The 22,724-nt window shown below is 69.6% G+C and carries 23 protein-coding genes; 10 read left to right on the top strand and 13 right to left on the bottom strand.

Going from position 1 to position 22,724, the window contains the following annotated elements:
• The first annotated feature begins 129 nt into the window (after positions 1 to 129).
• Both QJS31_RS19905 and QJS31_RS19900 read left to right on the top strand, forming a co-directional pair.
• Positions 130 to 789, top strand: a complete 660-nt coding sequence (locus tag QJS31_RS19905) for a class I SAM-dependent methyltransferase (protein ID WP_282785985.1) — start codon at positions 130 to 132, stop codon at positions 787 to 789.
• Positions 790 to 1,009: 220 nt separating this feature from the next.
• Positions 1,010 to 1,753, top strand: a complete 744-nt coding sequence (locus tag QJS31_RS19900; RefSeq protein ID WP_282785984.1) for a helix-turn-helix transcriptional regulator — start codon at positions 1,010 to 1,012, stop codon at positions 1,751 to 1,753.
• Here the strand turns inward: QJS31_RS19900 and QJS31_RS19895 are convergent.
• The 11 genes from QJS31_RS19895 to QJS31_RS19845 all read right to left on the bottom strand — a co-directional run bounded on the left by QJS31_RS19895 (position 1,732) and on the right by QJS31_RS19845 (position 12,272).
• A complete protein-coding gene (locus QJS31_RS19895) occupies positions 1,732 to 2,124 on the bottom strand; it encodes a VOC family protein (protein WP_282785983.1) in 393 nt (130 codons plus the stop codon). The genes QJS31_RS19900 and QJS31_RS19895 overlap by 22 nt on opposite strands.
• Before the next feature lie 169 nt (positions 2,125 to 2,293).
• Positions 2,294 to 3,058, bottom strand: a complete 765-nt coding sequence (locus QJS31_RS19890; protein ID WP_306357369.1) for an LGFP repeat-containing protein — start codon at positions 3,056 to 3,058, stop codon at positions 2,294 to 2,296.
• A 220-nt stretch (positions 3,059 to 3,278) separates the two neighbouring features.
• Positions 3,279 to 4,352 (bottom strand): prenyltransferase, encoded by a 1,074-nt coding sequence (locus tag QJS31_RS19885; RefSeq protein WP_306357368.1) that lies wholly within the window; start codon positions 4,350 to 4,352, stop codon positions 3,279 to 3,281.
• The gene (locus QJS31_RS19880; protein WP_282785613.1) at positions 4,339 to 5,070 is read right to left on the bottom strand and encodes a class I SAM-dependent methyltransferase; all 732 of its coding nucleotides are present in this window, start codon (positions 5,068 to 5,070) and stop codon (positions 4,339 to 4,341) included. The genes QJS31_RS19885 and QJS31_RS19880 overlap by 14 nt, the downstream gene beginning before the upstream one ends.
• Positions 5,064 to 6,338 carry a glycosyltransferase family 4 protein gene (locus QJS31_RS19875; protein WP_282785614.1) on the bottom strand — a complete coding sequence of 425 codons (1,275 nt, stop codon included), beginning with the start codon at positions 6,336 to 6,338 and terminating at the stop codon, positions 5,064 to 5,066. Before QJS31_RS19875 ends, QJS31_RS19880 begins: the two co-directional genes overlap by 7 nt.
• A gap of 61 nt (positions 6,339 to 6,399) precedes the next feature.
• Complete coding sequence (locus QJS31_RS19870; protein ID WP_306357367.1) at positions 6,400 to 7,257, bottom strand: LLM class F420-dependent oxidoreductase; 858 nt, start codon at positions 7,255 to 7,257, stop codon at positions 6,400 to 6,402.
• 15 nt (positions 7,258 to 7,272) lie between these two features.
• Positions 7,273 to 8,745, bottom strand: coding sequence for an FAD-dependent oxidoreductase (locus tag QJS31_RS19865; RefSeq protein ID WP_306357366.1), 1,473 nt, complete (start codon positions 8,743 to 8,745; stop codon positions 7,273 to 7,275).
• Between the two features lie 49 nt (positions 8,746 to 8,794).
• On the bottom strand, positions 8,795 to 9,118 hold the full coding sequence (locus QJS31_RS19860) for a carboxymuconolactone decarboxylase family protein (protein WP_051036701.1): 324 nt from the start codon (positions 9,116 to 9,118) through the stop codon (positions 8,795 to 8,797).
• A gap of 41 nt (positions 9,119 to 9,159) precedes the next feature.
• Entirely contained in the window at positions 9,160 to 9,999 is an 840-nt protein-coding gene (locus QJS31_RS19855; protein ID WP_372341675.1) for an NAD(P)-dependent oxidoreductase, read from the bottom strand.
• A 35-nt stretch (positions 10,000 to 10,034) separates the two neighbouring features.
• Positions 10,035 to 10,790 carry an SDR family oxidoreductase gene (locus tag QJS31_RS19850; protein ID WP_282779898.1) on the bottom strand — a complete coding sequence of 252 codons (756 nt, stop codon included), beginning with the start codon at positions 10,788 to 10,790 and terminating at the stop codon, positions 10,035 to 10,037.
• Between the two features lie 12 nt (positions 10,791 to 10,802).
• On the bottom strand, positions 10,803 to 12,272 hold the full coding sequence (locus tag QJS31_RS19845; protein WP_282779896.1) for an aldehyde dehydrogenase: 1,470 nt from the start codon (positions 12,270 to 12,272) through the stop codon (positions 10,803 to 10,805).
• Between the two features lie 245 nt (positions 12,273 to 12,517).
• Between QJS31_RS19845 and QJS31_RS19840 the strand changes: the two genes are divergently transcribed.
• The 8 genes from QJS31_RS19840 (at position 12,518) to QJS31_RS19805 (ending at position 19,695) form a co-directional block, all read left to right on the top strand.
• On the top strand, positions 12,518 to 13,723 hold the full coding sequence (locus QJS31_RS19840; RefSeq protein WP_282779893.1) for a cytochrome P450: 1,206 nt from the start codon (positions 12,518 to 12,520) through the stop codon (positions 13,721 to 13,723).
• Positions 13,723 to 14,514, top strand: coding sequence for an SDR family oxidoreductase (locus tag QJS31_RS19835; RefSeq protein WP_282779891.1), 792 nt, complete (start codon positions 13,723 to 13,725; stop codon positions 14,512 to 14,514). Before QJS31_RS19840 ends, QJS31_RS19835 begins: the two co-directional genes overlap by 1 nt.
• A complete protein-coding gene (locus tag QJS31_RS19830) occupies positions 14,514 to 14,717 on the top strand; it encodes a ferredoxin (protein WP_282779889.1) in 204 nt (67 codons plus the stop codon). The genes QJS31_RS19835 and QJS31_RS19830 overlap by 1 nt, the downstream gene beginning before the upstream one ends.
• Positions 14,717 to 15,265: a nuclear transport factor 2 family protein gene (locus QJS31_RS19825; RefSeq protein WP_282779887.1), complete on the top strand. Its 549-nt coding sequence runs from the start codon at positions 14,717 to 14,719 to the stop codon at positions 15,263 to 15,265. The genes QJS31_RS19830 and QJS31_RS19825 overlap by 1 nt, the downstream gene beginning before the upstream one ends.
• Positions 15,259 to 16,527 (top strand): hypothetical protein, encoded by a 1,269-nt coding sequence (locus QJS31_RS19820; RefSeq protein WP_306357364.1) that lies wholly within the window; start codon positions 15,259 to 15,261, stop codon positions 16,525 to 16,527. The genes QJS31_RS19825 and QJS31_RS19820 overlap by 7 nt, the downstream gene beginning before the upstream one ends.
• A gap of 18 nt (positions 16,528 to 16,545) precedes the next feature.
• The gene (locus tag QJS31_RS19815) at positions 16,546 to 18,159 is read left to right on the top strand and encodes an acyl-CoA synthetase (RefSeq protein ID WP_306357363.1); all 1,614 of its coding nucleotides are present in this window, start codon (positions 16,546 to 16,548) and stop codon (positions 18,157 to 18,159) included.
• A 61-nt stretch (positions 18,160 to 18,220) separates the two neighbouring features.
• The gene (locus QJS31_RS19810; protein WP_372341676.1) at positions 18,221 to 18,928 is read left to right on the top strand and encodes an acetoacetate decarboxylase family protein; all 708 of its coding nucleotides are present in this window, start codon (positions 18,221 to 18,223) and stop codon (positions 18,926 to 18,928) included.
• Positions 18,925 to 19,695: an SDR family oxidoreductase gene (locus QJS31_RS19805; RefSeq protein WP_282779880.1), complete on the top strand. Its 771-nt coding sequence runs from the start codon at positions 18,925 to 18,927 to the stop codon at positions 19,693 to 19,695. Before QJS31_RS19810 ends, QJS31_RS19805 begins: the two co-directional genes overlap by 4 nt.
• A gap of 87 nt (positions 19,696 to 19,782) precedes the next feature.
• Here the strand turns inward: QJS31_RS19805 and QJS31_RS19800 are convergent, their stop codons facing one another.
• Both QJS31_RS19800 and QJS31_RS19795 read right to left on the bottom strand, forming a co-directional pair.
• Entirely contained in the window at positions 19,783 to 21,561 is a 1,779-nt protein-coding gene (locus QJS31_RS19800; protein ID WP_306357361.1) for an ABC transporter ATP-binding protein, read from the bottom strand.
• Positions 21,562 to 21,868: 307 nt separating this feature from the next.
• Entirely contained in the window at positions 21,869 to 22,702 is an 834-nt protein-coding gene (locus QJS31_RS19795; RefSeq protein WP_282779876.1) for a crotonase/enoyl-CoA hydratase family protein, read from the bottom strand.
• Positions 22,703 to 22,724: the final 22 nt, after the last annotated feature.

The following is a 22,724-nucleotide window of genomic DNA, read 5'->3' as shown; positions in this document are numbered from 1 at the left end:
GGCGGAAAGGGAATCGGACACGTGTCTGGATGCTACTATGGGTCGGCTCCCCGAGCAACTCGCACGATGTTCGCGAGGTATCAATACGGGTGCCCCGGAACTGTTTTGGATGAGGCAGGCAAGGATTTCATGACACAGGCCGCCGCGGGGATTTCCGCCGCCACCGCCGAATTGTTCGCACTCGCCGAACAGGCCACCGGATTCATGCCGCCGGAGGAGGGCCGCGCCCTCTACGCCGCCGCGCGCGACCACGCCGGTGACGGTGTTATCGTCGAAATCGGCACCTACTGCGGAAAATCCGCGATCTATCTCGGCGCGGCCGCCCGCGAAACCGGGGCGACCGTCTACACCGTCGACCACCATCGCGGCTCCGAGGAGCATCAGCCCGGCTGGGAGTACCACGACACCACCCTCGTCGACCCGGAGACCGGCGTCTTCGACACCGTGACCGCGTTCCGCCGCACCATGGTGCGCGCCGGACTCACCGACACCGTGGTCGGCATCCTCGGCTCCTCCACCGCCGCCGCCCGCATCTGGCGCACCCCCGTGCGCCTGCTGTTCATCGACGGCGGCCACACCGAGGAGGCCGCGCAGCGCGACTACGACAACTGGGCGCACTGGGTGGCGGGTGGTGGCCTGCTCGCCATCCACGACGTCTTCCCCGACCCCGCCGACGGCGGGCAAGCGCCCTTCCACATCTACCGCCGCGCCCTGGACTCCGGAAAGTTCCGTGAACTCTCGGCGACCGGCTCCCTACGCATCCTCCAGCGCACCGCCGCCTGCAACTGAGCGGGACCGCGCCGACGACCCCGGCAGCGCGGGCCGCGTGTGCGATTCGGGCGCATCGCCGCGCGCCCGCAGCCACGTGATGGTCGGTGTGCGCTACGGCGTTCGGAAGGCGACTCGTCCGGTTGTCGACGAAACGGTGGGTGCGGTGGCGCGCTCGGAACGGCACTCGTCCGGTTGGCGACGGACGTGGTTGTCGGTTCCCGCGCGTAGCCTCGGGGACGTGGAGGAATCGGCATCCTCGCCCGCCTATCAGGAGCGGCCGTCGGCGGCGGTCGCGGGGGCCGTGGTGTGGACGCGGACCCTGCGGTCCGCGGTCGAAGCGCCGGTGCTGCCGGACGGGTGCATGGATCTGCTGTGGATGGACGGCGAACTGCGGGTGGCGGGTCCGGATACCCGCGCGCGAGAGGTCACCTTGGCGGCCGGGACGCGGATCGCCGGTATCCGATTCCCGCCGGGTACGGCTCCGGCGCTGCTGGGGGTGCCCGCGCACGAATTGCGGGACGCCGGTGTCGAAATCGACGCCCTGTGGTCACCCGCCGAGGCACGCCGGGCGAGCGAGCTGGTGGGGAAGTCCGCGAACCCGGTAGCCGGTGTGGAGGCGGTTGCCGCCGCGCGGGCCGCGGTCACCGAACCCGCCGATCCGGTGGTGCGCTGGATCGCGGAGCAGCTCGCGGCGGGCCACTCGGTGGCGCAGACGGCGGCGGCGACCGGGTTCGGCGCACGCCGACTACACCGGCTGTCGCTGGCGAGCTTCGGATACGGCCCCAAAACCCTGGCCCGGGTGCTGCGGCTGCAACACGGCCTGGCGCTGGCCCGCGCGGGCGTGCCGTTCGCTGAGGTGGCGGCCCGCGCGGGCTACGCCGACCAGGCGCACTTCGCGCGTGAGGTGCGCGACCTCACGGGAATGACCCTGCGCCGACTGCTCGCGGTGCAGGGGGCCGATCAGGCGTCCAACGCGGCGTAGAGGTCCACGCCATTGCCGTCGGGATCGTGCACCACCGCATAGCGCTGCCGCCACGGAGCGTCGAAGGGTTTCATTTCGGCGTGGTGGCCCGCCGCGACCAGTTCCTCGAAGAGGCGGTCGACGTCGGCGGGTGAATCGCAGTGGAAGGCCAGGCCGATGCGGCCCTCGCCCTGCGGCGGTCGCCAATTCGGATGGAAGGAGGCGATGACCGCCTCGGTGTCCAGGGTCAGGCGGAAGCCGCCCGGCAACTCGGCCTCCACATGGCCTTCCCCGAGGACGGGGCCGAATTCGAGTCCGAGGCGGCGGTAGAAGGTGAGGCTGGCGTCCAGATCGGCGACGACCAGGCCGATCACATCGAGTCGAGGTGTCATAGCCTGACCGTAGGCCGTGCCCTCGCCGCCGGTCTTGAAGAAATCGGACAGCCGGACACTCGGCCCGACCGGACACTCGGCCCGACCGGACACCCGGTTCAGGACGATCGGTTCGACTCGGCGAACCGCTACGGCTGCCGGAGGGGCGGATGCGGCCGCGGCCGCGGCCCTATTCGCCCTCCGGGCTCCACACGATGCGCCCGCCCTGGAAGTCCTGGGCCTTCCCGCCCTGGTAGTCGTATTCGTCGCCGGTGGGCAGCCCGTAGCGACCGTTCTCGCCACCCGCGGCGACCCACTGATCCCGGATCGCGCCCCACACGATGTGCGTGCCGGTGGCCTTGGACCAGTACACCGCTCCGCCCTCGAACAGGTTGTAGCGGCCGTTGCCCTTGTTGGTCTGGGCCTCGTCGCTGATGGGGAAGCCGAGCGGGCTGTTCTCCCAGCCGACCGCGCCCCACTTGTCGCGGATCACGCCCCCGACGTAATGCGCGGCGGTGCCGACCGACCAGTAGACGGACCCGCCCTGGAAGTGGTTGTAGCGGCCGGGCTTTCCGAGCGTCGACTCCTCGTTCGTCACCGGATACCCGAGCGTCCCGCGCTCCGACCCCAGCTGCCGCCACTTGTCCCGGATGAACCCGGTCACCGCGTGCGCGCCCACCGCCTCGGTCCAGTAGATCGATGCGTTCCGCTCGAAGTCCTGGTACTTGCCGCCCTTGGCCGCATCCGACTCCGGCCCGACCGGATCGCCCAGCGCCTCGGGACCGCCCAGCGCGTCGTAGGTGACCTCGATGGCCCCACCCACCTCGAAGGCCCCGACCGGCCGCGCCGCGGCGCTGTTCGTGCCCAGGACCAGCACCCCGGCCGCCGCCACGGCCAGCGCGAGCGCACTCCGGGCACGTGGGGACGACTTGCTCTCGCGACGTATCGAACTCAACGCACTACCTCGGATTCCCGGCTGGACAGCTACCGCCGCCATCCTCCAAGGCCCGGCCGCGCTCGGCAAGACAGTGAATCCGTCGTCCATCGAGATCACATTCGGACGCCGCCGCGGTCGTCCTCCGGCCGCGAGGAGTCCGCGCGGGCGTCGGGGTGTGCCCCGGTCCGCGAACGCCGGTCGAACCGACCGAGGGCGACAGCGGCGTGGAGCGCGTCCGTCAGCCTCGGATATCCGCGCACTCACAGGTCAGATGGGTCGTCACCGGGGCTGCGGGCAACAGGTCGCGGAAGATGCCATTGGCCGGGGTGGCGCGGCTCAGCGCATCGGCGGCGAGGATCACGGCCGCGCCCGTCCAGGTGGTGCGTTCCTCGGGCCAGCGTTTGCCGTCGGCGAAGACCAGACCGGTCCAGTAGGAGCCGTCGGATTCCCGCAGGTGCTGCATATTCGTGAACAGGCGCAGGGCGCGCTCGCGCTCGCCGAGGGCGTCCAGGGCCAGCACCAGTTCGCAGGTTTCCGCACCCGTCACCCAGGGCCGGTCGGCGACGCAGCGAATGCCGAGCTCGCCGACAACGAAGTCGTCCCAGTGCGCGCGGATGCGCCGTCGACCCGCATCGCCGCGGATCGCGCCGCCGAGGATGGGGTAGTACCAGTCCATGGAGTAGCGGCTCTTGTCCAGGAAGGCTTCCGGGTGCTCGCGCAGCGCGTGCCCCAGCCGCATGGCCGCGACCTCCCACTCGGGCTGCGGGTCGCCGACCCGCTCGGCCAGCGCCAGGGCGCAGCGCAGGCTGTGGAAAATGCTGGAGCAGCCGGTGAGCAGTGCCTCGCCGGAGCTTCCGGCGGGGCCGAGCGACCAGTGGATCTCCCCGTAGCGCCCGCGCTGGAGACCGATCACGAAATCCATGGCGCGGCGCACCGTCGGCCACATCTCGTCGGCGAAGGCGCGGTCGCCGGTGCGGGTGAGGTGATGCAGCACCCCGGTGGCGATGTAGGCGCAGAAGTTGGTGTCCGCGTCGGCGTTCTCCACGGTGCCCCGGCGGAACTGCATGGGCCAGGAGCCGTCCGGCCGCTGGGCGACGGCCGACCAAGCGTAGGCCGCCCGCGCGTGCTCGTACAGTCCGGCCACGGTGAGCGCCATCGCCGATTCGAGGTGATCCCACGGATCGGTGTGCCCGCCGTCGAACCAGGGAATGGCACCGTCGGATTCCTGTGCGGCGGTAATGGATTCGGCCGTGCGCAGCAGTTCGTCGGCGGTGAGCACCCCGGGCACCCCGGGTAGGTCAGTAACCGCCAAGGCGCACCGCCGGTTTCGTGAAGTACAGCGCCACGCTCTTGCCGATGAGCGGATCGAGCAGCCGTTCCGCCACCCGGGTGAGCGGCGGTGCGGACATCATGTCCCACAACAGCATTCGGTGATACGCCGATACCAGCGGATGCTTGTCCGCGGACACCCCCACCGCGCATTTCAGCCACCAGTACGGCGCGTGCAGAGCGTGCGCGAACTCGGTGCGCACATGCCGCACACCGCGCGAGCAGATCTTCTCCCGCAGTTCGTCGGCCTTGTAGATGCGCACGTGGCCGCCCTCATTGGCGTGGTACTCGTCCGACAGCGCCCAGCAGATGCGTTCCGGCAGCCACCGCGGCACCGTGACCGCCAGCGCCCCACCGGGTTTGAGCACCCGCACCAACTCGTTGATCGCCTGGCCGTCGCGCGGGATGTGCTCCAGGATCTCCGAGGCGATCACCACGTCGAATTCGCCGTCGCCGTAGGGCAGGTCGAGGGCGTCGCCGCGCACCGTCTCGGCCTTGGCGTAATCGGGGCTCTCCCCGGCCTCGGCCATGGCCTCGAACATGACCCGCACATCGGCGAGGTCCTCGGCGTTCTGATCGAAGGCCACCACGTCCGCGCCGCGTCGATACGCCTCGAAGGAGTGCCGTCCGGCCCCGCAGCCCACGTCGATGACCCGGACGCCGGGTCCGATGCGCAGGCGGTCGAAGTCGACGGTCAGCATGTGCGTGCCTCCTGGGTGGACGCGCCGAGCGGCGCGATGGCGGGGCGGATGAGATGTCGGGCGATGGCCCGTTCGTAGACGGTGACCGTCTGCGCGGCGACGGCTTCCCAGCTGAAGACGGACAGGGCGCGGCGGCGTCCGGCCGCGCCCAGCTGACGTCGCCGGTCCGGGTCGGCCAGCAGCGCGCCCAGCACCCGGGTCAGTTCGTCCACATTGCCGGGCTCCACCAGTTCCGCGCAGTCGCCCACCACCTCCGGCAGCGCACCGGCCCGGCTGGCGACCAGCGGCGTACCGCTGGCCATGGCCTCCACGGCGGGCAGCGAGAACCCCTCGTACAGGGAGGGGATGCAGGCGATCTGGGCGGAGCTGAGCAGCCGCGCCAGTTCCTCGTCGGCGAGTCCGCTGACGGCGGTGACGATATCGGTGAGGCCGAGTTCGGCGATGAGCTTCTCCGTGGGTCCGTTCGGTTCCAGCTTGGCCACCAGCCGCAGTTCCAGGTCGTGGGCGGTGCGCAGGCGCGCGATGGCTTTCAGCAGGTGACCGATGCCTTTGAGCGGCTTGTCGGCGCTGGCGACCGCCACGATGCGGCCGCGCACGCGGGGCAGCGGATGCGGCCGGAACAGTTCGGTGTCGACACCCAGCGGCACGGTGTGCAGTTGTCGGGCCGCCACCCCGAAGTCGGCGCGGATATCGGCCGCCGACGACGAGGACACGGTGATCAGGTCGGGCAGCTGGCGCGCCACCCGCATCTGCATCCCCAGGAATCCGTACCACCTGCGCACCAGCGGTTTGCGCCGCCACGGAGCCGCCGCCAGATCCACCGCCCGGTCCCGGGTGATCGGGTGGTGGATGGTCGCCACCAGCGGCAGGTGCCGGGCGATGTCGAGCAGTCCGGTGCCGAGGCACTGATTGTCGTGCACCACGTCGAAATCGCCGGCGCGAGCGCGCAGCAGCTTCGCGGCCCGCAGGCTGAAGGTGCGCGGCTCCGGGAATCCGGCGGTCCACATGGTGCCGAGTTCCAGCAGGTCCACGCCGTCGCGGAGCTCGCCGGGGCGCGGGGTGCGGAAGGGGTCGGACTCGCGGTACAGATCCAGGCTCGGCACCTCGGTGAGCCGCACCCGGGGGTCGAGCAGTTCGGGATACGGCTGTCCGGAGAACACCTCCACCCGATGCCCCAGTTCGGCCAATCCCCGGCTGAGGTACCGGACGTAGACGCCCTGCCCGCCACAGTGTGTCTTGCTGCGATACGACAGCAGGGCTACGCGCACGTCGGTGTGCCTTTCCGTGATGAAGCGTGGTGAAGCGAAAAGCGGGCTGGGTGAGTCGAACTCAGTCGTGCAGCCCGAGCGGTGCGAGTTTGCCCGCCAACCGGTCGAGGTAGGCGAAGACCTCGTCGTCGGATTTGTCCGGCAGGCCGTAGAGCACGTCGGTGACCCCGGCGTCGGCCCAGCGGGCCAGCCGCTCCGGGTCGGGTTTGAAGTCGAGCGCCACCACGCGGGGCGCGCCGGTGCGTCCGGCCTCCTGCCAGTGCTTCATGAGCAGTGCCGTGGACGCCTGCACATCCGATTCGGTCGGGGTGGTGATCCAGCCGTCCCCGGTTCGGGCGATCCACCGGAAGGTCTTCTCGGTGCCGCCCGCGCCGATGAGCACCGGAATGTGCGACTGCACCGGTTTGGGCCAGGCCCAGCTGGGTCCGAAGGAGACGAACTCGCCGGAGTAGCTGGCCTCCTCCTGGGTCCACAGCGCCCGCATCGCCTCCACGTATTCGCGCAGCACCGTGCGCCGCTTGTTGCCCGGCACCCCGTGGTCGGCGAGTTCGTCGGTGTTCCAGCCGAATCCGGCCCCGAGCGTCACCCGCCCGCCGGACAGGTGATCGAGGGTGGCGATGGTCTTGGCCAGGGTGATGCAGTCGCTCTCGGTGGGCAGCGCCACCGCCGTGGACAGTTCGATGCGCGAGGTCACCGCCGCCGCGGTGGCCAGCGCCACCCAGGGGTCGAGGGTGCGCGTGTACCGGTCGTCCGGCAGTTCGGCGCTGCCCGTGAGCGGGTGCGCCGCTTCCCGTTTCACCGGAATGTGGGTGTGCTCGGGCACGAAGAAGGAGCGGAAGCCGCGCTCCTCGGCGGCCTGCGCGGCGGTCGCGGGCGCGATGCCCCGATCGCTGGTGAACAAGACGATGCCGAATCGCATGCGCGTCAGTACCTCTCAGTTGCCCTTGGCGGCGGTCACACCCGCGCGCCGACCGTAGAAGCTGCCATCGCCGAGCGAGCAGCCGCTGGCGTACCCGCCCGCGCAGATGCCCGAGGTGACCCGCCCGGCCGCGAACAGTCCGGGAATCGGTTCGCCGTCCACGTGCAGCACCCGCGAATCCAGATCGGTGCGCAGGCCGCCGAGGGTGAAACCGCCGGTGTAGCCGCGCAGGTCATACGCGCCCAGCGGGGTGCCGATGGGCTTGACCCATTCCGGCTTCTTGTGCAGGAACGGGTCCTCGCCCTTGGCGGCGTGGTGGTTGTACAGGTCGATGGTGGCCTGTAGCGCGTTCTCCGGCAGGCCCATCTCGGTCTCGAGTTCGGCCACCGTCTCGGCAACCCAGGTGGGGGCGATGCGCAGGAACGACATGGAGGACTTGGTCTCGAAGGCCGCCTCCAGGGCGGCCTCGTCGATGACCAGATACGCCTGGTTGTGCTGCTCCTGCAATACCGCCTGGCCCATCCGGCCCGGATAGGTGTCCTCGGTGATGAAGCGCTGGCCCAGCCCGTTCACCAGAATGCCGCGCACGATGACCTGCGGGTCGGCGATGAAGGCGACCTCGGTGGCGTCCATGTGCGCGAGGTCCGCGCCGAGCGACTGGGCCACCCGGATGCCGATGCCATCGTGCTCCTCCACCGTCGCGGCGGGACGGCCGAAGATCTTGGGCGCGAACTGTTCCACCATCTGGTGCGCGTAGGCGAAGCTGCCCGTGGCCAGCACCACGCCGCGTTCGGCGCGCACGTGCACCGGCTTTCCGTAGCGGGTGGCCGCCACCCCGACTACCCGGCCGGAGTCGTCCACGATCAGCCGCCGCAGCCGCACGTCGTATTCATGGCGGACACCGAGCTTTTCGGCGGTGTCGGCGAGCGGCTTCATGAGCATGTAGCCGCCGCCCTTCTCACCCAGCTTCTTGTCCGGGGTCAGGGGCAGGTGCCCGCGCGGTGCCGGGTCGGCGATGGTGTTGAACGGCGCGGCGTTCTCCCCGCCGGAGTACATCAGTCCCTGGTCGGTAGGCGGTTCGTAGCCCGGTTCGCCCCAGAACTCCTCCTTGAACGGCACGCCCTGGGCGACCAGCCAGTTGTAGTGTTCGACGCTGCCCTGGCAGTAGTCGTGGATCTTGGCCTTGTCCACGCCGGGGCCGAGGGCGGCGGTGAGGAACTTCTCCATGTTCTCGGGGGTGTCGGAGAAGCCGAGCGCCTGCTGCAGCGGGGTGCCGCCGCCCAGGTAGATGAAGCCGCCGGACATGGCGGCGGCCCCGCCCCAGCCGCCGGTGCGCTCGAGCACCAGGGTGTCGGCGCCCGCGCGGGCGGCTTCGATGGCGGCGCAGGCGCCGGCCACGCCGAAGCCGACGACGACCACGTCGGCCGTGTGATCCCAGGTCGGCACCTCGCTGGCCCGGAGCGGTCGCACGGTGGTTGTCTCGGCCATGGTGTTCGTATTCCTCACTGTTGAAACGCCGATACTGTTGAAACGCCGATTACTTCTTCTGCTCTTGCGCGATGACCTTCCCGACCTTCTGGTCGAGCGTGGTGCCCGCGGGCCAGCCCACGTAGTGGCACAGGAACAGCGCGATCTCACGCAGCTGCTCCGCGTCCAGCTCCTCGTTGCGCAGGGCCGCGCCGAGCTGGATCTCGGCGATATCGAACAGGCCCTGGGCGGTGAGCGCGCCGAGCAGCAGCAGCCGCCGGTCACGAATCGACAGGCCGGGGCGCGACCAGATATCGGCGAAGAGGTGATCGGCGGTGACCGCGAAGTGCGCGCCGGGCCCGTCCTGGAACTCCCAGCCGTACACCTCGGACATCTTCTTCAGGCCGCGCTGTCGACGCTCGTCCGGTGCTGTGCTCACTGCTGCTCCTTCTTCGCGACCGTGCCGGGACCGACGCCGAGGCCGGTGCCCAATTCCTCGAAAGCCTGTGCAGCCAGCGGTAATTCGACGCCGAGCCGGGATCCGAGCGCCAGTGCGAGCGCGAGATCCTTCTCACCGAGATCGCGGACGTGGCTCAGGATGGGGAACCAGAAGTCGTCGGCGGCCACCGGTGCGGTGATGTCCCGCAACATGATGGAGCCGGGACCGCCGGTGTATGAGTCGGAATGGCGCACCACCCTGCCCAGTTCGGTGATGTCCAGCCCCGCGGCCTCGGCCAGGCGCTGCGCCTCCGACGCCGCGGTGAAGGCGATGAAGTGCAATAGATTGCGGGCCAGCTTCATCCGTGTCCCCGCGCCCACCGCGCCCGCGTGCACGATGAGCGAGGCCCAGCGCCCGAACGGTTCACGCACCGTGGCGAAGGCGGACTCGCTGCCGCCCACCATGACCGCCAGCGCCCCGCTCTCGGCCGCCGGAGCGCCGCCGCTCACCGGGGCGTCCACGAATTCCACCCCGTGCTCGGCGCAGTCGGCCGCCACCGCGACGGCCGTATCGTCGGAGATGGTGGAGTGCACCGCGACGACCGTCCCCGGCTTCGCGGTGCGCAGGATGCCGTCCGGACCGGTGACGACCGCGCGGACCTGCGCGTCGTCGAGCACCGCCACCGACACCACGCCGCAGCGCTCGCCCACCTCGGCGGCGCTCACCGCCCCTTCGGCGCCCGCGCTGGTGAACGGCTCCACCACCTCGGGCCGCATATCGCACACCACCAGTCCGCCCGGCCACTCCAGCAGCCGCCGTGCCATGGGTGCGCCCATATTGCCCAGGCCGATGAATCCGACCGCGGTCTCGCTCACGATCGGAACACCTGTCCGCCGTCGACATTCAGGATCTGACCGGTCACCCAGGCGGCGTCGTCGGACAGCAGGTACAGGCAGGCCCCGACCAGATCCTCCGGGGTGCCGAGGCGTTTGATCGCCAACTGCTGCCGCACCATGGAGTCGACGATATTGCCCGGCACCACATTTCGTGTGGCCTCGGTGTCGATCGGGCCGGGTGCGATGGCGTTGACGCGGATCTTGGAGCCGCCCAGTTCGTGTGCCAGCTGCTGGGTGAGGCCGTTGATGCCGACCTTGGCCAGGCCGTAGAAGCCGGAGTAGGTCCAGGCGGCCGTGGAGGACTGGTTGACGATGGACCCGCCGCCGTGCTCCGACATGGGCTGCCAGACCGCGCGGGTCATATTCAGCGCACCGTCGAGGTTCACGCTCATGAACTTCTTGTAGTAGTCCCACGGCACGGTGAGCAGCAGGTCGAGCTTCATATCGCCGTAGATGGCGGCATTGTTCACCAGGTGGTCGACGCCACCGAATTCGGCGACGGTGAATTCCACCGCGGCGGCGGCGGATTCGGGGTCGGAGACGTCCACCCGCCGGAACACCGCCGTGCCGCCCTCGGCGGCGATCTCCTTGGCGGTCGCCTCGCCGCGCTCGCTGTTCAGGTCGGCGACGACGACTTTCGCTCCCTCGGCGGCGAGCGCACGCGCGTACGCCGCGCCGATGCCCTGTGCGGCACCGGTGACGATTGCGGATCTTCCCGTGAAGCGGGCCATGGTCGAACTCCTTCAGCAGCCGGTCGCGATCAATTTGGTCTCGGTGTATTCCTCGAATCCGGCGACGCCCATCTCACGTCCGATCCCGGACTGCTTGTACCCGCCGAAGGGCGCGTCGGCGGAGTACCAGATGCCGCCGTTCACGCTCAGCGTCCCGGTGCGCACGCCCTCCACCACGCGCCGCACCCGCTCGGGGTCGCTGCCCCACACCGAGCCGGACAGGCCGTAGGGGGAGTCGTTGGCCAACCGGACGGCGTCGTCGTCGCCGTCGTGCGGAATGATCACCAGCACCGGTCCGAAGATCTCCTCCTGCGCCACCGTGGCCGAATTCGGCAGGCCCGTGATGAGGGTGGGTTCGATGTAGTAGCCGGTCGCCGCGTCGGCGGGGCGGCCGCCGCCGGTGACGACGGTGCCGCCCTCGGCGCGGGCGAGGTCGAGGTAGCGCTCCACCCGGGCCCGCTGGCGCTCGGAGATCACCGGGCCGCAGACGGTTCCGGGCAGCGACGGGTCGCCGGGCGCGATGCCGCCGAGCGTGCGCGCGGCGATCTCCACCGCTTGGTCGTGGGTTTCGCGTGGGACCAGCAGCCGGGTGCTGATGGCACAGCCCTGGCCGGCGTGCACGCAGACGCCGAAGGCCGCGTAGCTCACCGCCGCCCGCAGATCGGCGTCGTCGAGCACGATGAACGCCGATTTGCCGCCGAGCTCCAGGAACACCTTCTTCAGGGTGGCGGCGGCGGTGGCCATGACCGCGCGGCCGGTCTGGGTGGAGCCGGTGAAGGAGATCATGTCCACGCGCGGATCGGCCACCAGCTGGGTGCCCAGGGCGTGGTCGTCGGAGGTGACGATATTGACCACTCCGGCCGGAATGTCGGTCTCCTCGGCGATGATCCGGCCGACGGCCGCCGCGCACCAGGGCGTATCGGGGGCGGGCTTGAGCACCACGGTGGTGCCCGCCGCCAGCGCCGGACCCAGCTTGGCGACATTGATCTGGTGCGGGAAGTTCCAGGGTGTGATGGCTCCGACCACCCCGATGGGCTCACGCCGCACTCGCCGGGCGCTCTTGATGCCCATGGGCTCGGCGACGCCGAGATCGGTTTCCCACGCGTAGTTCTCGGCCAGATCGGCGAAGTACCCCAGATCGCCGACCGGTCCTTCGAGCTGCGGACCGCTGGTGAGCATGCGCGGCGCGCCCGCTTCGGCGATGGTGATCTCGCGCAGTTCCTCGATGTGCCCGCGCAGCGCGTCGCGCAGCTGGCGCAGGCAGCGCGCGCGGAAAGCATGGTCGCGGGACCAGTCGGTGGTATCGAAGGCGGTGCGCGCGGCGGCGATGGCCGCGTCCATATCGGCGCTGTCGGCATTGGCGGCCGGGCCGAGCGCCTCCTCGGTGGCCGGGTTGACGGTGGTGAAGACACCCGCGCCGCCGGGCAGCAGCTTGCCGCCGATCAGCAGCTGTGACCCAGCGCTGGTGACGAGGCCGTTCATCGGTAGCTCCTCTGCTGTCCGGACACGTGTACGGACTATATGTTCGGAGTTCGAAGCCACGCAAGAACCTGTTTCAGTATGACAACTCGGCGCAGGGCTCGCGATTTATCCGGAAATGGGCGAATTCGTTGTCTCACCCAGGCCGCTCCAGTACCGTACAGACACATGTCCAGCTATGTGTCTTCCATGGCGGGCGGGTGCCGACAGTACTCGGTGAACGCGTTCTCGAACGGGAGGTGTGCGCGATGACAGCCGCATCACTGGAACCGCTACTCTTCGACCCCTACGACTACGCCGTCCACGAGGACCCGTACCCGCTGTACCGGCGGCTGCGCACCGAAGCGCCGCTCTACCACAATCCCGAGCTGGGTTTCTGGGCGCTGTCCCGGCACGCCGACGTCTCGGCCGGGTTCCGCGACAATATCGGCCTCTCCAGCGGCAACGGCGTCTCCCTGGACCCGGCGGCCTGGGGTCCGCACGCCCACCGCACCATGTCCTTCCTGGCCATGGACGATCCCGCGCACCTGCGCCTGCGCAAACTCGTCTACCAGGGCTTCACACCGCGTCGGGTCACCGAGATGGGCGACCGCATCCGGGAGATCACCCTGCGCCACCTCGAACCGGCCCTGGCCTGTACCGATTTCGACTGGATCGACGACGTCGCGGGGCGGCTGCCCATGGACGTCATCTCCGAACTGCTCGGCGTCCCCGAGGCCGACCGCGCCGAGATCCGGCGCATGGCGGACCTGCTGGTGCACCGCGAGGACGGTGTGCTCGACATTCCGCCCGCCGCCATGGACGCCGCCCTGCACCTGGCCGGGTACTACGCCGAGATGGTCGCCGAGCGCCGCCGGTCCCGCACCGCGGATCTGACCTCCGCGCTGCTCGCCGCCGACGCCGACGGTGACCGGCTCACCGACGAGGAGATCATCGGCTTCATGTTCCTCATGGTGGTGGCGGGCAACGAGACCACCACCAAACTCCTCGGCAACGCCCTGTACTGGGCGGCGCGCCACCCGGAGCAGTACGCCAAGGTGGCAGCCCACCCGGAACTGGTGCCGGACTGGGTCGAGGAGACACTGCGCTACGACGCCTCCACTCAGATCCTGGCCCGCACCGCCACCGCGGAGCTGAGCTACGCCGACGGCACCATCCCGGCGGGAGCCAAGGTGCTGCTGCTCATCGGCGCGGCCAATCGCGACGACGCCGTCTTCCACCAACCCGACCGCTACGACATCGAGCGCGGCGACAAGAGCGGGCTCATCAGTTTCGGTCGCGGCGTGCACTTCTGCCTGGGCGCGCATCTGGCACGGCTGGAGGCGGAGATCGTGCTGCGCGAATTCGCCACCCGGGTACGCGATTACGGCGTGGACGAGGCCGGGAGTGCGCGTGTGCACTCGATCAATGTGCGCGGTTTCGCGAAACTGCCCGTCACGGTGGAGGTTCGGTAATGCCCCGATTCGCACCACATCCCGAGCGCCGTCCGGTGCTGATCGCCGGAGCCTCCTCCGGCATCGGTGCGGCTACCGCGCTCACCCTGGCCGAACAGGGATATCCGGTGGCGCTGGGTGCGCGCCGGGTCGACCAGTGCGAGGAACTGGCGGGCAAGATCCGCGCGGACGGCGGCGAGGCCATCGCCCATCGGCTCGATGTCACCGACGGGGCGTCCGTCGACGCGTTCGCCACCGCCGCCGAGAACGCACTCGGCCCGATCGAGATCGTCGTCTCCGGAGCCGGGGACCTGGAGTTCGGCCGGATCCACGCCACCGATCCGGACGTCTTCGACCAGCAGTTGCGGGTCCACCTCGGCGGCGCGCAGCGGCTGGCCCACCGGCTGCTGCCCGGCATGATCGAACGACGCCGCGGCGATTTCGTGGTCATCGGCTCCGACTGCGCGGATCGGCCCCGCCCCGGCATGGCCGCCTACAACGCCGCCAAGATCGGTGCGGAAACCCTGGCGCGGCAGCTGCGGATGGAGTTGGAGGGCACCGGTGTGCGCGCCTCGGTGGTGCGCCCCGGCCAGACCCGCACCGGCATGGGGATGAACGCCGCGCCCGAGGTGGTCGGTCCGCTGCTGGAGGACTGGGTGAAGTGGGGCTTCGCCCGGCATTCGCACTTCCTGCGCGCCGCCGACATCGCCGCCGCCGTCGCCGCTGTGGTGAGCACCCCGCGCGGGGCACACCTGGTGCTGGTGGAGGTGCAGCCCGAGGCCCCGCTCACCACCGACGACGGGAGCCGGTGATGCGTCTCGTCGTGGATCTCGATCTCTGCCAGGGGCATGCGGTCTGCCAGGACGAGGCCCCGGACCTGTTCGACGTCCCCAAACAGGGGCAGGTGCGCATTCTGCGCGCCGACCCCGGTGCCGATCTGGCGGCGGCCCGCCTGGCCGTCCGCTACTGCCCGACCCAGGCGCTGTCCCTGGTCGACGACGACAAGGAGTCGTAATGCCTTTCCCGCGTGCGGAACTCGACGAGATGGTGCGCCGCTGGGTGGACGAGAACCAGCGCTGCGAGGCCCTCGGCGACTGGAAACCACTGGCGCACTTCTACACCGAGGACGCCACCTACGGCTGGAACTATGGCCCGCAGCAGGAGTTCATGGCCGTCGGCCGCGACGAGATCCGCGACATCGCGCTCGGCCAGGAGATGTTCGGGCTGGAGGGCTGGACCTACCCGTATCAGGAATTCGTCGTCGACGACCGCAGCGGCAGCGTCATCGGCCTCTGGAAACAGGTCAACGAGAAGCACCGGCCCGACGGGCGGCCCTACAGCCCGGAGGGCATCGGCGGCAGCTGGTTCCGCTACGCCGGGAACTTCCAATGGTCCTGGCAGCGCGACTTCTTCGACTTCGGCAATGTGTCGGCGCTGTTCGTGGAGATGATGACCGACAACGCGCTCTCGCCCGGCATGCAGAAGCGCATCGAGCGGTCGGTATCCGGGCAGCCGCTGCCCGGCTGGTATCCGGTCGGCCAGGGGCCGGTCCCGCAATGGTGACATCGGTCCCGAGCCGTTTCGACAGCCTCTTCCGCGCGGAGCTGGCCGTGCTGGTGCCGGAACTGCTGCTGTGCGGTCACCTCATCGACCGCTCCGGCATGGCGCACACCATCGCCGCCTTCGGGCGCGCGGGAATGACGGCCGTGGCCATCGAGGAATGGCAGCTGGCGAGCCCGGTCTACGCGCGGCGCTTGCGCGCGGCGCTGCGCATTCCGGGCGACGGCGTGGACGCCGTCTTCAAGGCCATGCAGCTGGATATCGGCGCGCCACCGCAGTTCATGGACTTCCGGTACCGGGTGATCGACCACGACCACGGCGAATTCCATCTCGACCACTGCGGTGCGCTGGCCGATGTGGAGCCCATGGGGGAGGACTACGTGGTGGCCATGTGCCACCACATCGAGGACCCCACCTTCGACGCCACGGCCCTGGCCACCAACCCGCGCATCCGGGTGCGACCCGTGCACCGGCCGCCGCGGGTGCCCGCCGACCGGCATCCGGTGTGCGCGTGGACCGTCACCATCGACGACAGCCATACGCCGCCCCCGCCCCCGGCCAATGCGCACCGCACCGCGAATTCCCGTGCGGCACTGCTGGAATTGCCGCCCATCGAACGGGAGGGCCCCGGGCTGCACGACTACGCCGGACCGCTGCTCGCCGACCTCCGCTTCGGCGACTTCTCCCGATCGGCGCTGGTCCGGATGGCCGACGAGGTGTGCCTGCAACACCACCTGCTCACCCTGGGCTTCCGGATCGCGCTGGCCGAGCGCGCCGACGAGCCGACCGCCCTGGCCATCGCGCGCAAACAGTTCACCGGTATCGCCGGACTCACCGCTGAGCGCATCCGACGCGCCCTGGGTCTCGGCGACGACACGGCGGCACTGGCGAAAGTGCTACGGCTGCATCCGGCCTGGAATCCGGCGGCCTATGTGGGAGTCGAGGTGGCCGTGGAGACCGTCGGCGGAAATCAGGCCGTGGAACTGCGGCTGCGCCGCGATTGCGACGCCGTCGCCGACGGCGCGTGGCCCGCACTGCTCGACTCCGATCATCTGGAACCCCTCGATGCCATGGCGCGCGGTGTGAACCCGCGCTTCCACACCCGCCTGCGCGTGGCCGACGACGACCTGCTCGTCGTCGAGATCGCCATGGCCGCAACGCCGTTCCGGGAGGCCGACGAGGTGGCTGTCACCCGATTCAGCACCGGTGCGGACTTCACCTTCACCGAACACGGCAGCACCCCACTGCCGCTCACCACCGGATAGACCAGAAAGCGACAAGCCATGGCGTGCAATTTCGCCGATCTGTACGAGCACTCCGTCGACGCCATGCCGGATCGGGTCGCCGTCATCCAGGGCGACCGGCGGCGCACCTTCGATGAACTCGAGCAGCGCGCCAACCGGCTCGCCCACCATCTCGCCGCGGCCGGTGCGGGACCCGGCACCCACATCGGCTTCCTCATGCACAACAGCGTCGAGACCCTGGAGACGCTGCTCGCCTGCTTCAAGATCCGGGCCGTCCCGATCAATATCAACTATCGGTACCGGGCCGACGAGCTGCGCTACGTCTTCGACAACGCCGACCTCGAGATGGTGGTGCACCACCGCTGCTACGCGCCGCTGGTCGAAGAGGTGCGCCCCCAGGTGCCGTCGTTGCGGCACGCGCTGGTGGTCGAGGACGATCAGGGCGGCGCGGGGACGGCGAGCACCTCGGTGCCCTACGAGCAGGCGCTCGAGAACGGTTCAGCGGCACGGGATTTCGGGCCGCGCAGCCCCGACGATCTGTTCCTGATGTACACCGGCGGCACCACCGGCCTGCCCAAGGGCGTCATGTGGCGGCAGGAGGACATGTGGCGCGTGCTCGGCGGCGGCATCGACTTCTACACCGGCGAACCCGTCGCCGACGAGTACCAGCAGTCCCGCACCGGCGCATCCGGGGACCAGGCCACCTGGTTCATCCTGCCGCCGCTCATCCACGCCGCCGCCATGATGCCCACCTTCACCGCGCTGTGGTCGGGCAATGCGGTGATCTTCGAACCGCGGTTCGATCCGGCGCGGGTCTGGCGGGTGGTGGCGCGCGAGCGACCGCAGGTGCTGGTCATCACCGGGGACGCCATGGCTCGACCGCTGCTGGACGCGTACCGGTCCGAGCCCTCCGATGTCTCCGGGCTGTGGGTGATCGCCTCCGGGGCGGCGCTGCTGTCGCAGCCGGTGAAGAACGAACTGCTCACCACCTTCCCCTCGACGATGGTCTCGGATTCCATCGGCTCCTCCGAAACCGGTTTCGGCGGTATCGGATTCGCGCAGCGCGACGATGATCCGACGCGCGGGCCGCGGGTGAACGTCGGACGCGGGGCCGTGGTGGTGGACGACGACGGACGGCCCGTCGCGCCCGGTGGTGCGGGCTGGGTGGCCAAGACCGGCAATGTGCCCATCGGCTACTACAAGGACCCGGCCAAGACGGACAAGCTCTTCCGCACCGTCGACGGGGTGCGCATGGTCATCACCGACGACCGCGCCAAGGTGGAGCAGGACGGCTCGGTCACCCTGCTCGGGCGCGGGAACATGGTGGTCAACAGCGGTGGGGAGAAGGTGTTCGCCGAGGAGGTGGAGGCCATTGTCAAGGCGCACGAGTCGGTCTACGACGCCATAGTCATCGGCGTTCCGCACGAGCGGTGGGGACAGCAGGTCGCCGCCGTGGTCTCCACCGCCGACGGCGGTGTGGACTTCCCCGCCCTCGAGCGGCACGTGCGCGCGCATCTGGCCGGATACAAGCTGCCGCGTCGGATCTGGGTGGCCGAGACGGTGGTGCGCACACCCAGCGGCAAACCCGACTACCGCTGGGCCAAGGACTACGCCGCATCGCACGCGCCCGATTACGAGGTCGTATCCCGGTGATCGGGATATGTGTCCGGAACCCTGTACGAAAGCTATGAGAACCTGTTCTAATTTCATCATGGTGGAGGCCCATACCGTTCTCGGCGAAGACGTCCGCATGCCGGTGGAAATCCGCGCCGCGGACACCAGTTCAGCGCTGTTCCCGGTCGACGCCGCGGCGGCCCGCGTGCTGCTCGCGGCCACCGGGCTGGAACCGGTCACCGTGCTCGGCCGGGCCCTGTGCAATCTCGCCTTCGTGCGCTACGTCGACGGCGATCTGGGGCCCTATCACGAATTCGCCTTCTCGCTCATGGCGCGCCAGCCCGGCTGCAAGGGCAGCACCGGCGCGTACATCCACTGGCTGCCGGTGAACCAGAGCTTCACCTGTGCCGCGGGACAGGAGATCTGGGGATTCCCCAAACTCATGGCCGATATCGACATCACGCCGACCCGGCGCGGCCATCGCTGCGAGGTGGCGGTGGACGGTCGAAAGGTATTGGAGCTCACCGTATCCGACGGTGTGCCCGCGCCCGGCGGCGCGGGCGGGGCATCCATCGACGCCTACACCCACCGCGACGGCGTCCTGCGCCGCACCCCCTGGGCGATGAACCCGGGCAAGGTGCGCATGCGGCCCGGCGGTGCCCGGCTCGAGCTCGGCGATCATCCCGTCGCCGACGAGCTGCGCTCGCTCGGCCTGCCCCGATCCGCCCTCTTCGCCAGCCGAATCGGCGCGCTGCGAATGACTTTCGCCGACGCCACCACGGTACTGCCCTCCCGGGAGAACTCATGACCAAGACAGCACTCGTCACCGGTGCGGCCAGCGGCATGGGCCGCATCGTCGCCCAGCGCCTGGCCGCCGCGGGCCACACCGTCGCCGCCCTGGACCTCAATGGCGAGGGGCTCGCCGAGACCGCGCGGCGCTCCCCGAACATGCACGCCTACACCTGCGACGTCTCCGACACCGATCAGGTGTTCGCGGTGGTGGAGAAGGTGCGCGCCGAACTCGGCACCCTCGACCACGTGGTGCACGCCGCGGGCATGTGCCACGTCCACGCGTCCGCGCTCGACCACGACGTGGCGCAGATCCGGAAGATGATGGACGTCAACTACATCGGCACCGTGAACATGTGCCAGGCCATCATTCCGGCCATGAAGCAGGCACGCACCGGCACCATGGTGCTGTTCGCGTCGGTGGCGGGCTGGCTGCCCTCGCCCGGTATGGCGGGGTATTCGGCGTCGAAGTTCGCGGTCGTCGGATTCGTCGAAAGTCTGTCCTACGAACTACAGGGCAGCGGGGTGCGTCTGCTCGCGATCTGCCCGCCCATGGTGGAAACGCCCTTCCTGGACAAGGTTCGGAAGGAGAACGCCTCCGTTCTCGGCGGTGCGGGCGGCATGAGCCCGGAAGGCGTCGTGGACGCGCTCGAGCAGGCACTCGCCAAGCCGACGAGTCCGTTGTTCGTCTTCCCGGGTCAGGCCAAGCCCACCTACTATGCCCGCCGATTCATCCCCGGGGCGCTGCGCAAACTGGTCGCCAGCAAGGTCAAGCCGGTCGACTGAGACTGCGGGGAGCCCGTCCTGTGCTCCGGACGGATTCCGCGCATCGGCGCTGGGCGGCCCGGCTCCACGGCCGCCCGGCGTCGAACCTCACACTGCGGCCTCATCGGCCAGGAAGCCGCCGGACTGGTGCTGCCACAGCTTGGCGTAGGCCCCGTCGGCCCGCAGCAGTTCGGCGTGCGAACCCTGTTCCACAATCCGGCCACGATCCAGCACCACCAGCTGATCCATGCTGGCCACCGTGCTCAGCCGGTGCGCCACCACCAGGGCGGTGCGGCCCGCCATCAGCTCCCAGAGGGCCTGCTGCACCAGCAGTTCGCTCTCCGAGTCCAGGGCGCTGGTGGCCTCGTCCAACAGCAGAATAGGCGCGTCGCGCAGGATGGCGCGGGCCAGCGCGACCCGCTGCCGCTGGCCGCCGGAGAGCTTGACGCCGCGCTCGCCGACCAGTGTCTCCATGCCCTCGGGTAAGGCGTCCGCGAATTCCGTGACGTGCGCGGCCTTGGCCGCGCGCATGATCTCCTCGTCGGTGGCGTCGGGCCGGGCGAAGCGGATGTTCTCCCGCAGGGTGCGGTGGAACATGGCCGGTTCCTGCGGCACATAGGCGATCAGCCCGCGCAGATCGGCCTGGGTGATCTTGGAGATGTCCTGGCCGCCGATGCGGATCGCGCCGCCCTGGACATCGGTCATGCGCAGCAGCAGTTGGGTGATGGTGGTCTTGCCGCCACCGGAACGGCCGACCAGACCCAGCCGGGTGCCGGACGGCACCTCGAGGTCCAGACCCCGGAACAGCGGCCGCGCACCCGGGTACGTGAAGTCCACCTTGTCGAAGCGCACGCCGGAATCCTGGGGGCGCAAGGGCTCCGGATCCTCGGGATCGCGTACCGCGGGCTCGCGCCGCAACAGATCGGTGAACTGCGCGGCCTCGGTCAGCGAGCTCTCCAGCCGCCGGTAGATCTGGTTGAACTGGAACATGATTCCCGTTGCGTTCCAGAAGTACGTGAACGCCACCAGCACCACTTCCACTCCCGCCTTGCCGCCCACCAGCCGCAGCGCCACAAGCAGACCGAGCACATTGGTGAGCACGAACAGGGGCGCGACCACGGTATCGATGCGCAGATTGGCGTAGTCCCACGAGACGAGCGTCTTGCGCCGCTGCTCGGTGACCCGCCTGCGGTGCTCGGCGGCTTCCTGAGGTTCCGCGGCGAAGGCCCGCACGGTCTGCATATTCGACAGGCTGTCGGCCACATGCCCCGACACCTGGGCGATGGCCTCCTCCCGGGCGTCCACCAAGCGCTGGCGGCGCTTGATCAGCGGCGTGATGATCAGGCCGGTCGTCACAATCAGACCGACCAGAACGAAGACCAGACGCGGATCGTAGCGCCACAGGATCACCGAGGCGAAGATCAGCGGCACCAGGGCGGCGAAGATATCGAAGACCAGCGTGTCCACGAACTCCTCGAAGCGGGTGGCGAAACTCAGCGACCGCTTGGTGAGCGAGCCGGCGAAATTGTCGTGGAAGAATGCGGCGTCCTGCGCCAGCAGCCGATCCATGGCCGTGACGTACAGGCTCTCGATGCCGTGTGCGTCGGTGCGATTCAGGCAGTGGATGCCGATGCGCCAGCACACCTCCGACGCCAGCAGCAGCCCGGCCACGCCCAGCAGATAGGGCGCGACCGTATCGACGCTCGTGTCACCGGTGGCGGCGATCCGGGCGATCAGCCAGGCCACCACCAGGGGCGCGATGTACAGCTGACAGATATTGCCCAGCGCGGGCGCGAACAGGGCAGGCAGGGCGAAGCGCGGCCGCCTCGCCAGTTCCCGGAAGTAGTAGCGGAGAACCAGCCTGACGGCGGGTGCGCGGGTAGCCATCCGCCTCCTCTCGAATCGTGTTCGAGCACAAGCCCCGTTCTCCGAACAGCGCTGATCGGCGACCCGGTGTGCCTGGTGGCCGGGACGCATGCGAGAAGGGGGAACCCCATGCTGCCCCGCTGGGCACCCGGTCGGCCACCGAATTTCCGCCAAGGACGAGGTTGCCCCGCCGATGTGCGCCACCCGGTCCGTCGTGACGGTCGTCGGCGAGCGCACCGGGGTCCTGTCGCTCGTCCCGCTACACGCCGACGGCTCCCACCGGTATGGCGGGAGCCGTCCTGTTCTGTTCGGGGCGCGGCGGAAACCCTCAGCGTCCCTGGAAGTTCGGCTTGCGCTTCTCGGCGAAGGCGCGCGGCCCCTCCTTGGCGTCCTCGCTGCGGAAGACCGGCAGCCCGACCTTGGCGTCGATCTGGAACGCCTCCTCCTCGTGCATACCCTCGGTAGCGCGCATGACCTCGAGAATGGCCCGCACCGCCAGCGGCCCGTTGTTGTTGATGAGTTCGGCGATCTCCAGGGCCTTGTCCAGCGCGGTGCCGTCCGGCACCACATGGCCGACCAGGCCGAATTCCTTGGCCTCGGCCGCGGTGATGTGGCGGCCGGTCAGCAGGATTTCGGCGGCCAGGGTGTAGGGGATCTGCCGGGGCAGCCGCACCGCCGACCCACCCATCGGGAACAGGCTCCACTTGGCCTCGGACACACCGAATTTCGCACTCTCGGCGGCGATCCGGATATCGGTGCCCTGCAGGATCTCGGTGCCGCCCGCGATGGCCGCGCCCTCGACGGCGGCGATGAGCGGCTTGGACAGCCGGTAGCCCTTGAGCAGGCCGGGCATGCGGGTCGGATCGAACGAGCCCCCGGCCGTCATATTGTCGCCCGGATTGGACCTGGCCATGTTCTTCAGGTCCGCGCCCGCGCAGAACGCCCCGCCCGCGCCGGTGAGCACGCAGGACCGGATCTCAGGATCGCTGTCCACGCGCTGCCACGCCTCGGCCATGATGGACAGCATCTCGCCGGTCAGCGCGTTCTTGGATCGGGGTCGGTTCATGGTCACGATCAGCGTCGCACCCCGCTGCTCGACCAGGGCGTGCGGTTCCTCGGTGCCGTCGGTGTTGCTACCTGTTGCAGCGGATGCGGTGGTCATCGTTGGCCCTTCTTGTCCTTGC

It is taken from the genome of Nocardia sp. CC213A (genome assembly GCF_030766805.1).
Lineage (GTDB): Bacteria > Actinomycetota > Actinomycetes > Mycobacteriales > Mycobacteriaceae > Nocardia > Nocardia otitidiscaviarum.
This window is presented reverse-complemented; position numbering and strand designations above follow the sequence as displayed.

What these genes read in the sequence shown, in the direction of transcription:
- QJS31_RS19895 (WP_282785983.1), bottom strand. Translation starts at nt 2,124, where the DNA reads ATGACACCTCGACTCGATGTGATCGGCCTGGTCGTCGCCGATCTGGAC.
- QJS31_RS19845 (WP_282779896.1), bottom strand. Translation starts at nt 12,272, where the DNA reads ATGAACGGCCTCGTCACCAGCGCTGGGTCACAGCTGCTGATCGGCGGC.
- QJS31_RS19855 (WP_372341675.1), bottom strand. Translation starts at nt 9,999, where the DNA reads ATGGGCGCACCCATGGCACGGCGGCTGCTGGAGTGGCCGGGCGGACTG.
- QJS31_RS19880 (WP_282785613.1), bottom strand. Translation starts at nt 5,070, where the DNA reads ATGCTGACCGTCGACTTCGACCGCCTGCGCATCGGACCCGGCGTCCGG.
- QJS31_RS19805 (WP_282779880.1), top strand. Translation starts at nt 18,925, where the DNA reads ATGACCAAGACAGCACTCGTCACCGGTGCGGCCAGCGGCATGGGCCGC.
- QJS31_RS19860 (WP_051036701.1), bottom strand. Translation starts at nt 9,118, where the DNA reads ATGTCCGAGGTGTACGGCTGGGAGTTCCAGGACGGGCCCGGCGCGCAC.
- QJS31_RS19905 (WP_282785985.1), top strand. Translation starts at nt 130, where the DNA reads ATGACACAGGCCGCCGCGGGGATTTCCGCCGCCACCGCCGAATTGTTC.
- QJS31_RS19870 (WP_306357367.1), bottom strand. Translation starts at nt 7,257, where the DNA reads ATGCGATTCGGCATCGTCTTGTTCACCAGCGATCGGGGCATCGCGCCC.
- QJS31_RS19850 (WP_282779898.1), bottom strand. Translation starts at nt 10,790, where the DNA reads ATGGCCCGCTTCACGGGAAGATCCGCAATCGTCACCGGTGCCGCACAG.
- QJS31_RS19825 (WP_282779887.1), top strand. Translation starts at nt 14,717, where the DNA reads ATGCCTTTCCCGCGTGCGGAACTCGACGAGATGGTGCGCCGCTGGGTG.
- QJS31_RS19820 (WP_306357364.1), top strand. Translation starts at nt 15,259, where the DNA reads ATGGTGACATCGGTCCCGAGCCGTTTCGACAGCCTCTTCCGCGCGGAG.
- QJS31_RS19795 (WP_282779876.1), bottom strand. Translation starts at nt 22,702, where the DNA reads ATGACCACCGCATCCGCTGCAACAGGTAGCAACACCGACGGCACCGAG.
- QJS31_RS19840 (WP_282779893.1), top strand. Translation starts at nt 12,518, where the DNA reads ATGACAGCCGCATCACTGGAACCGCTACTCTTCGACCCCTACGACTAC.
- QJS31_RS19830 (WP_282779889.1), top strand. Translation starts at nt 14,514, where the DNA reads ATGCGTCTCGTCGTGGATCTCGATCTCTGCCAGGGGCATGCGGTCTGC.
- QJS31_RS19835 (WP_282779891.1), top strand. Translation starts at nt 13,723, where the DNA reads ATGCCCCGATTCGCACCACATCCCGAGCGCCGTCCGGTGCTGATCGCC.
- QJS31_RS19815 (WP_306357363.1), top strand. Translation starts at nt 16,546, where the DNA reads ATGGCGTGCAATTTCGCCGATCTGTACGAGCACTCCGTCGACGCCATG.
- QJS31_RS19800 (WP_306357361.1), bottom strand. Translation starts at nt 21,561, where the DNA reads ATGGCTACCCGCGCACCCGCCGTCAGGCTGGTTCTCCGCTACTACTTC.
- QJS31_RS19865 (WP_306357366.1), bottom strand. Translation starts at nt 8,745, where the DNA reads ATGGCCGAGACAACCACCGTGCGACCGCTCCGGGCCAGCGAGGTGCCG.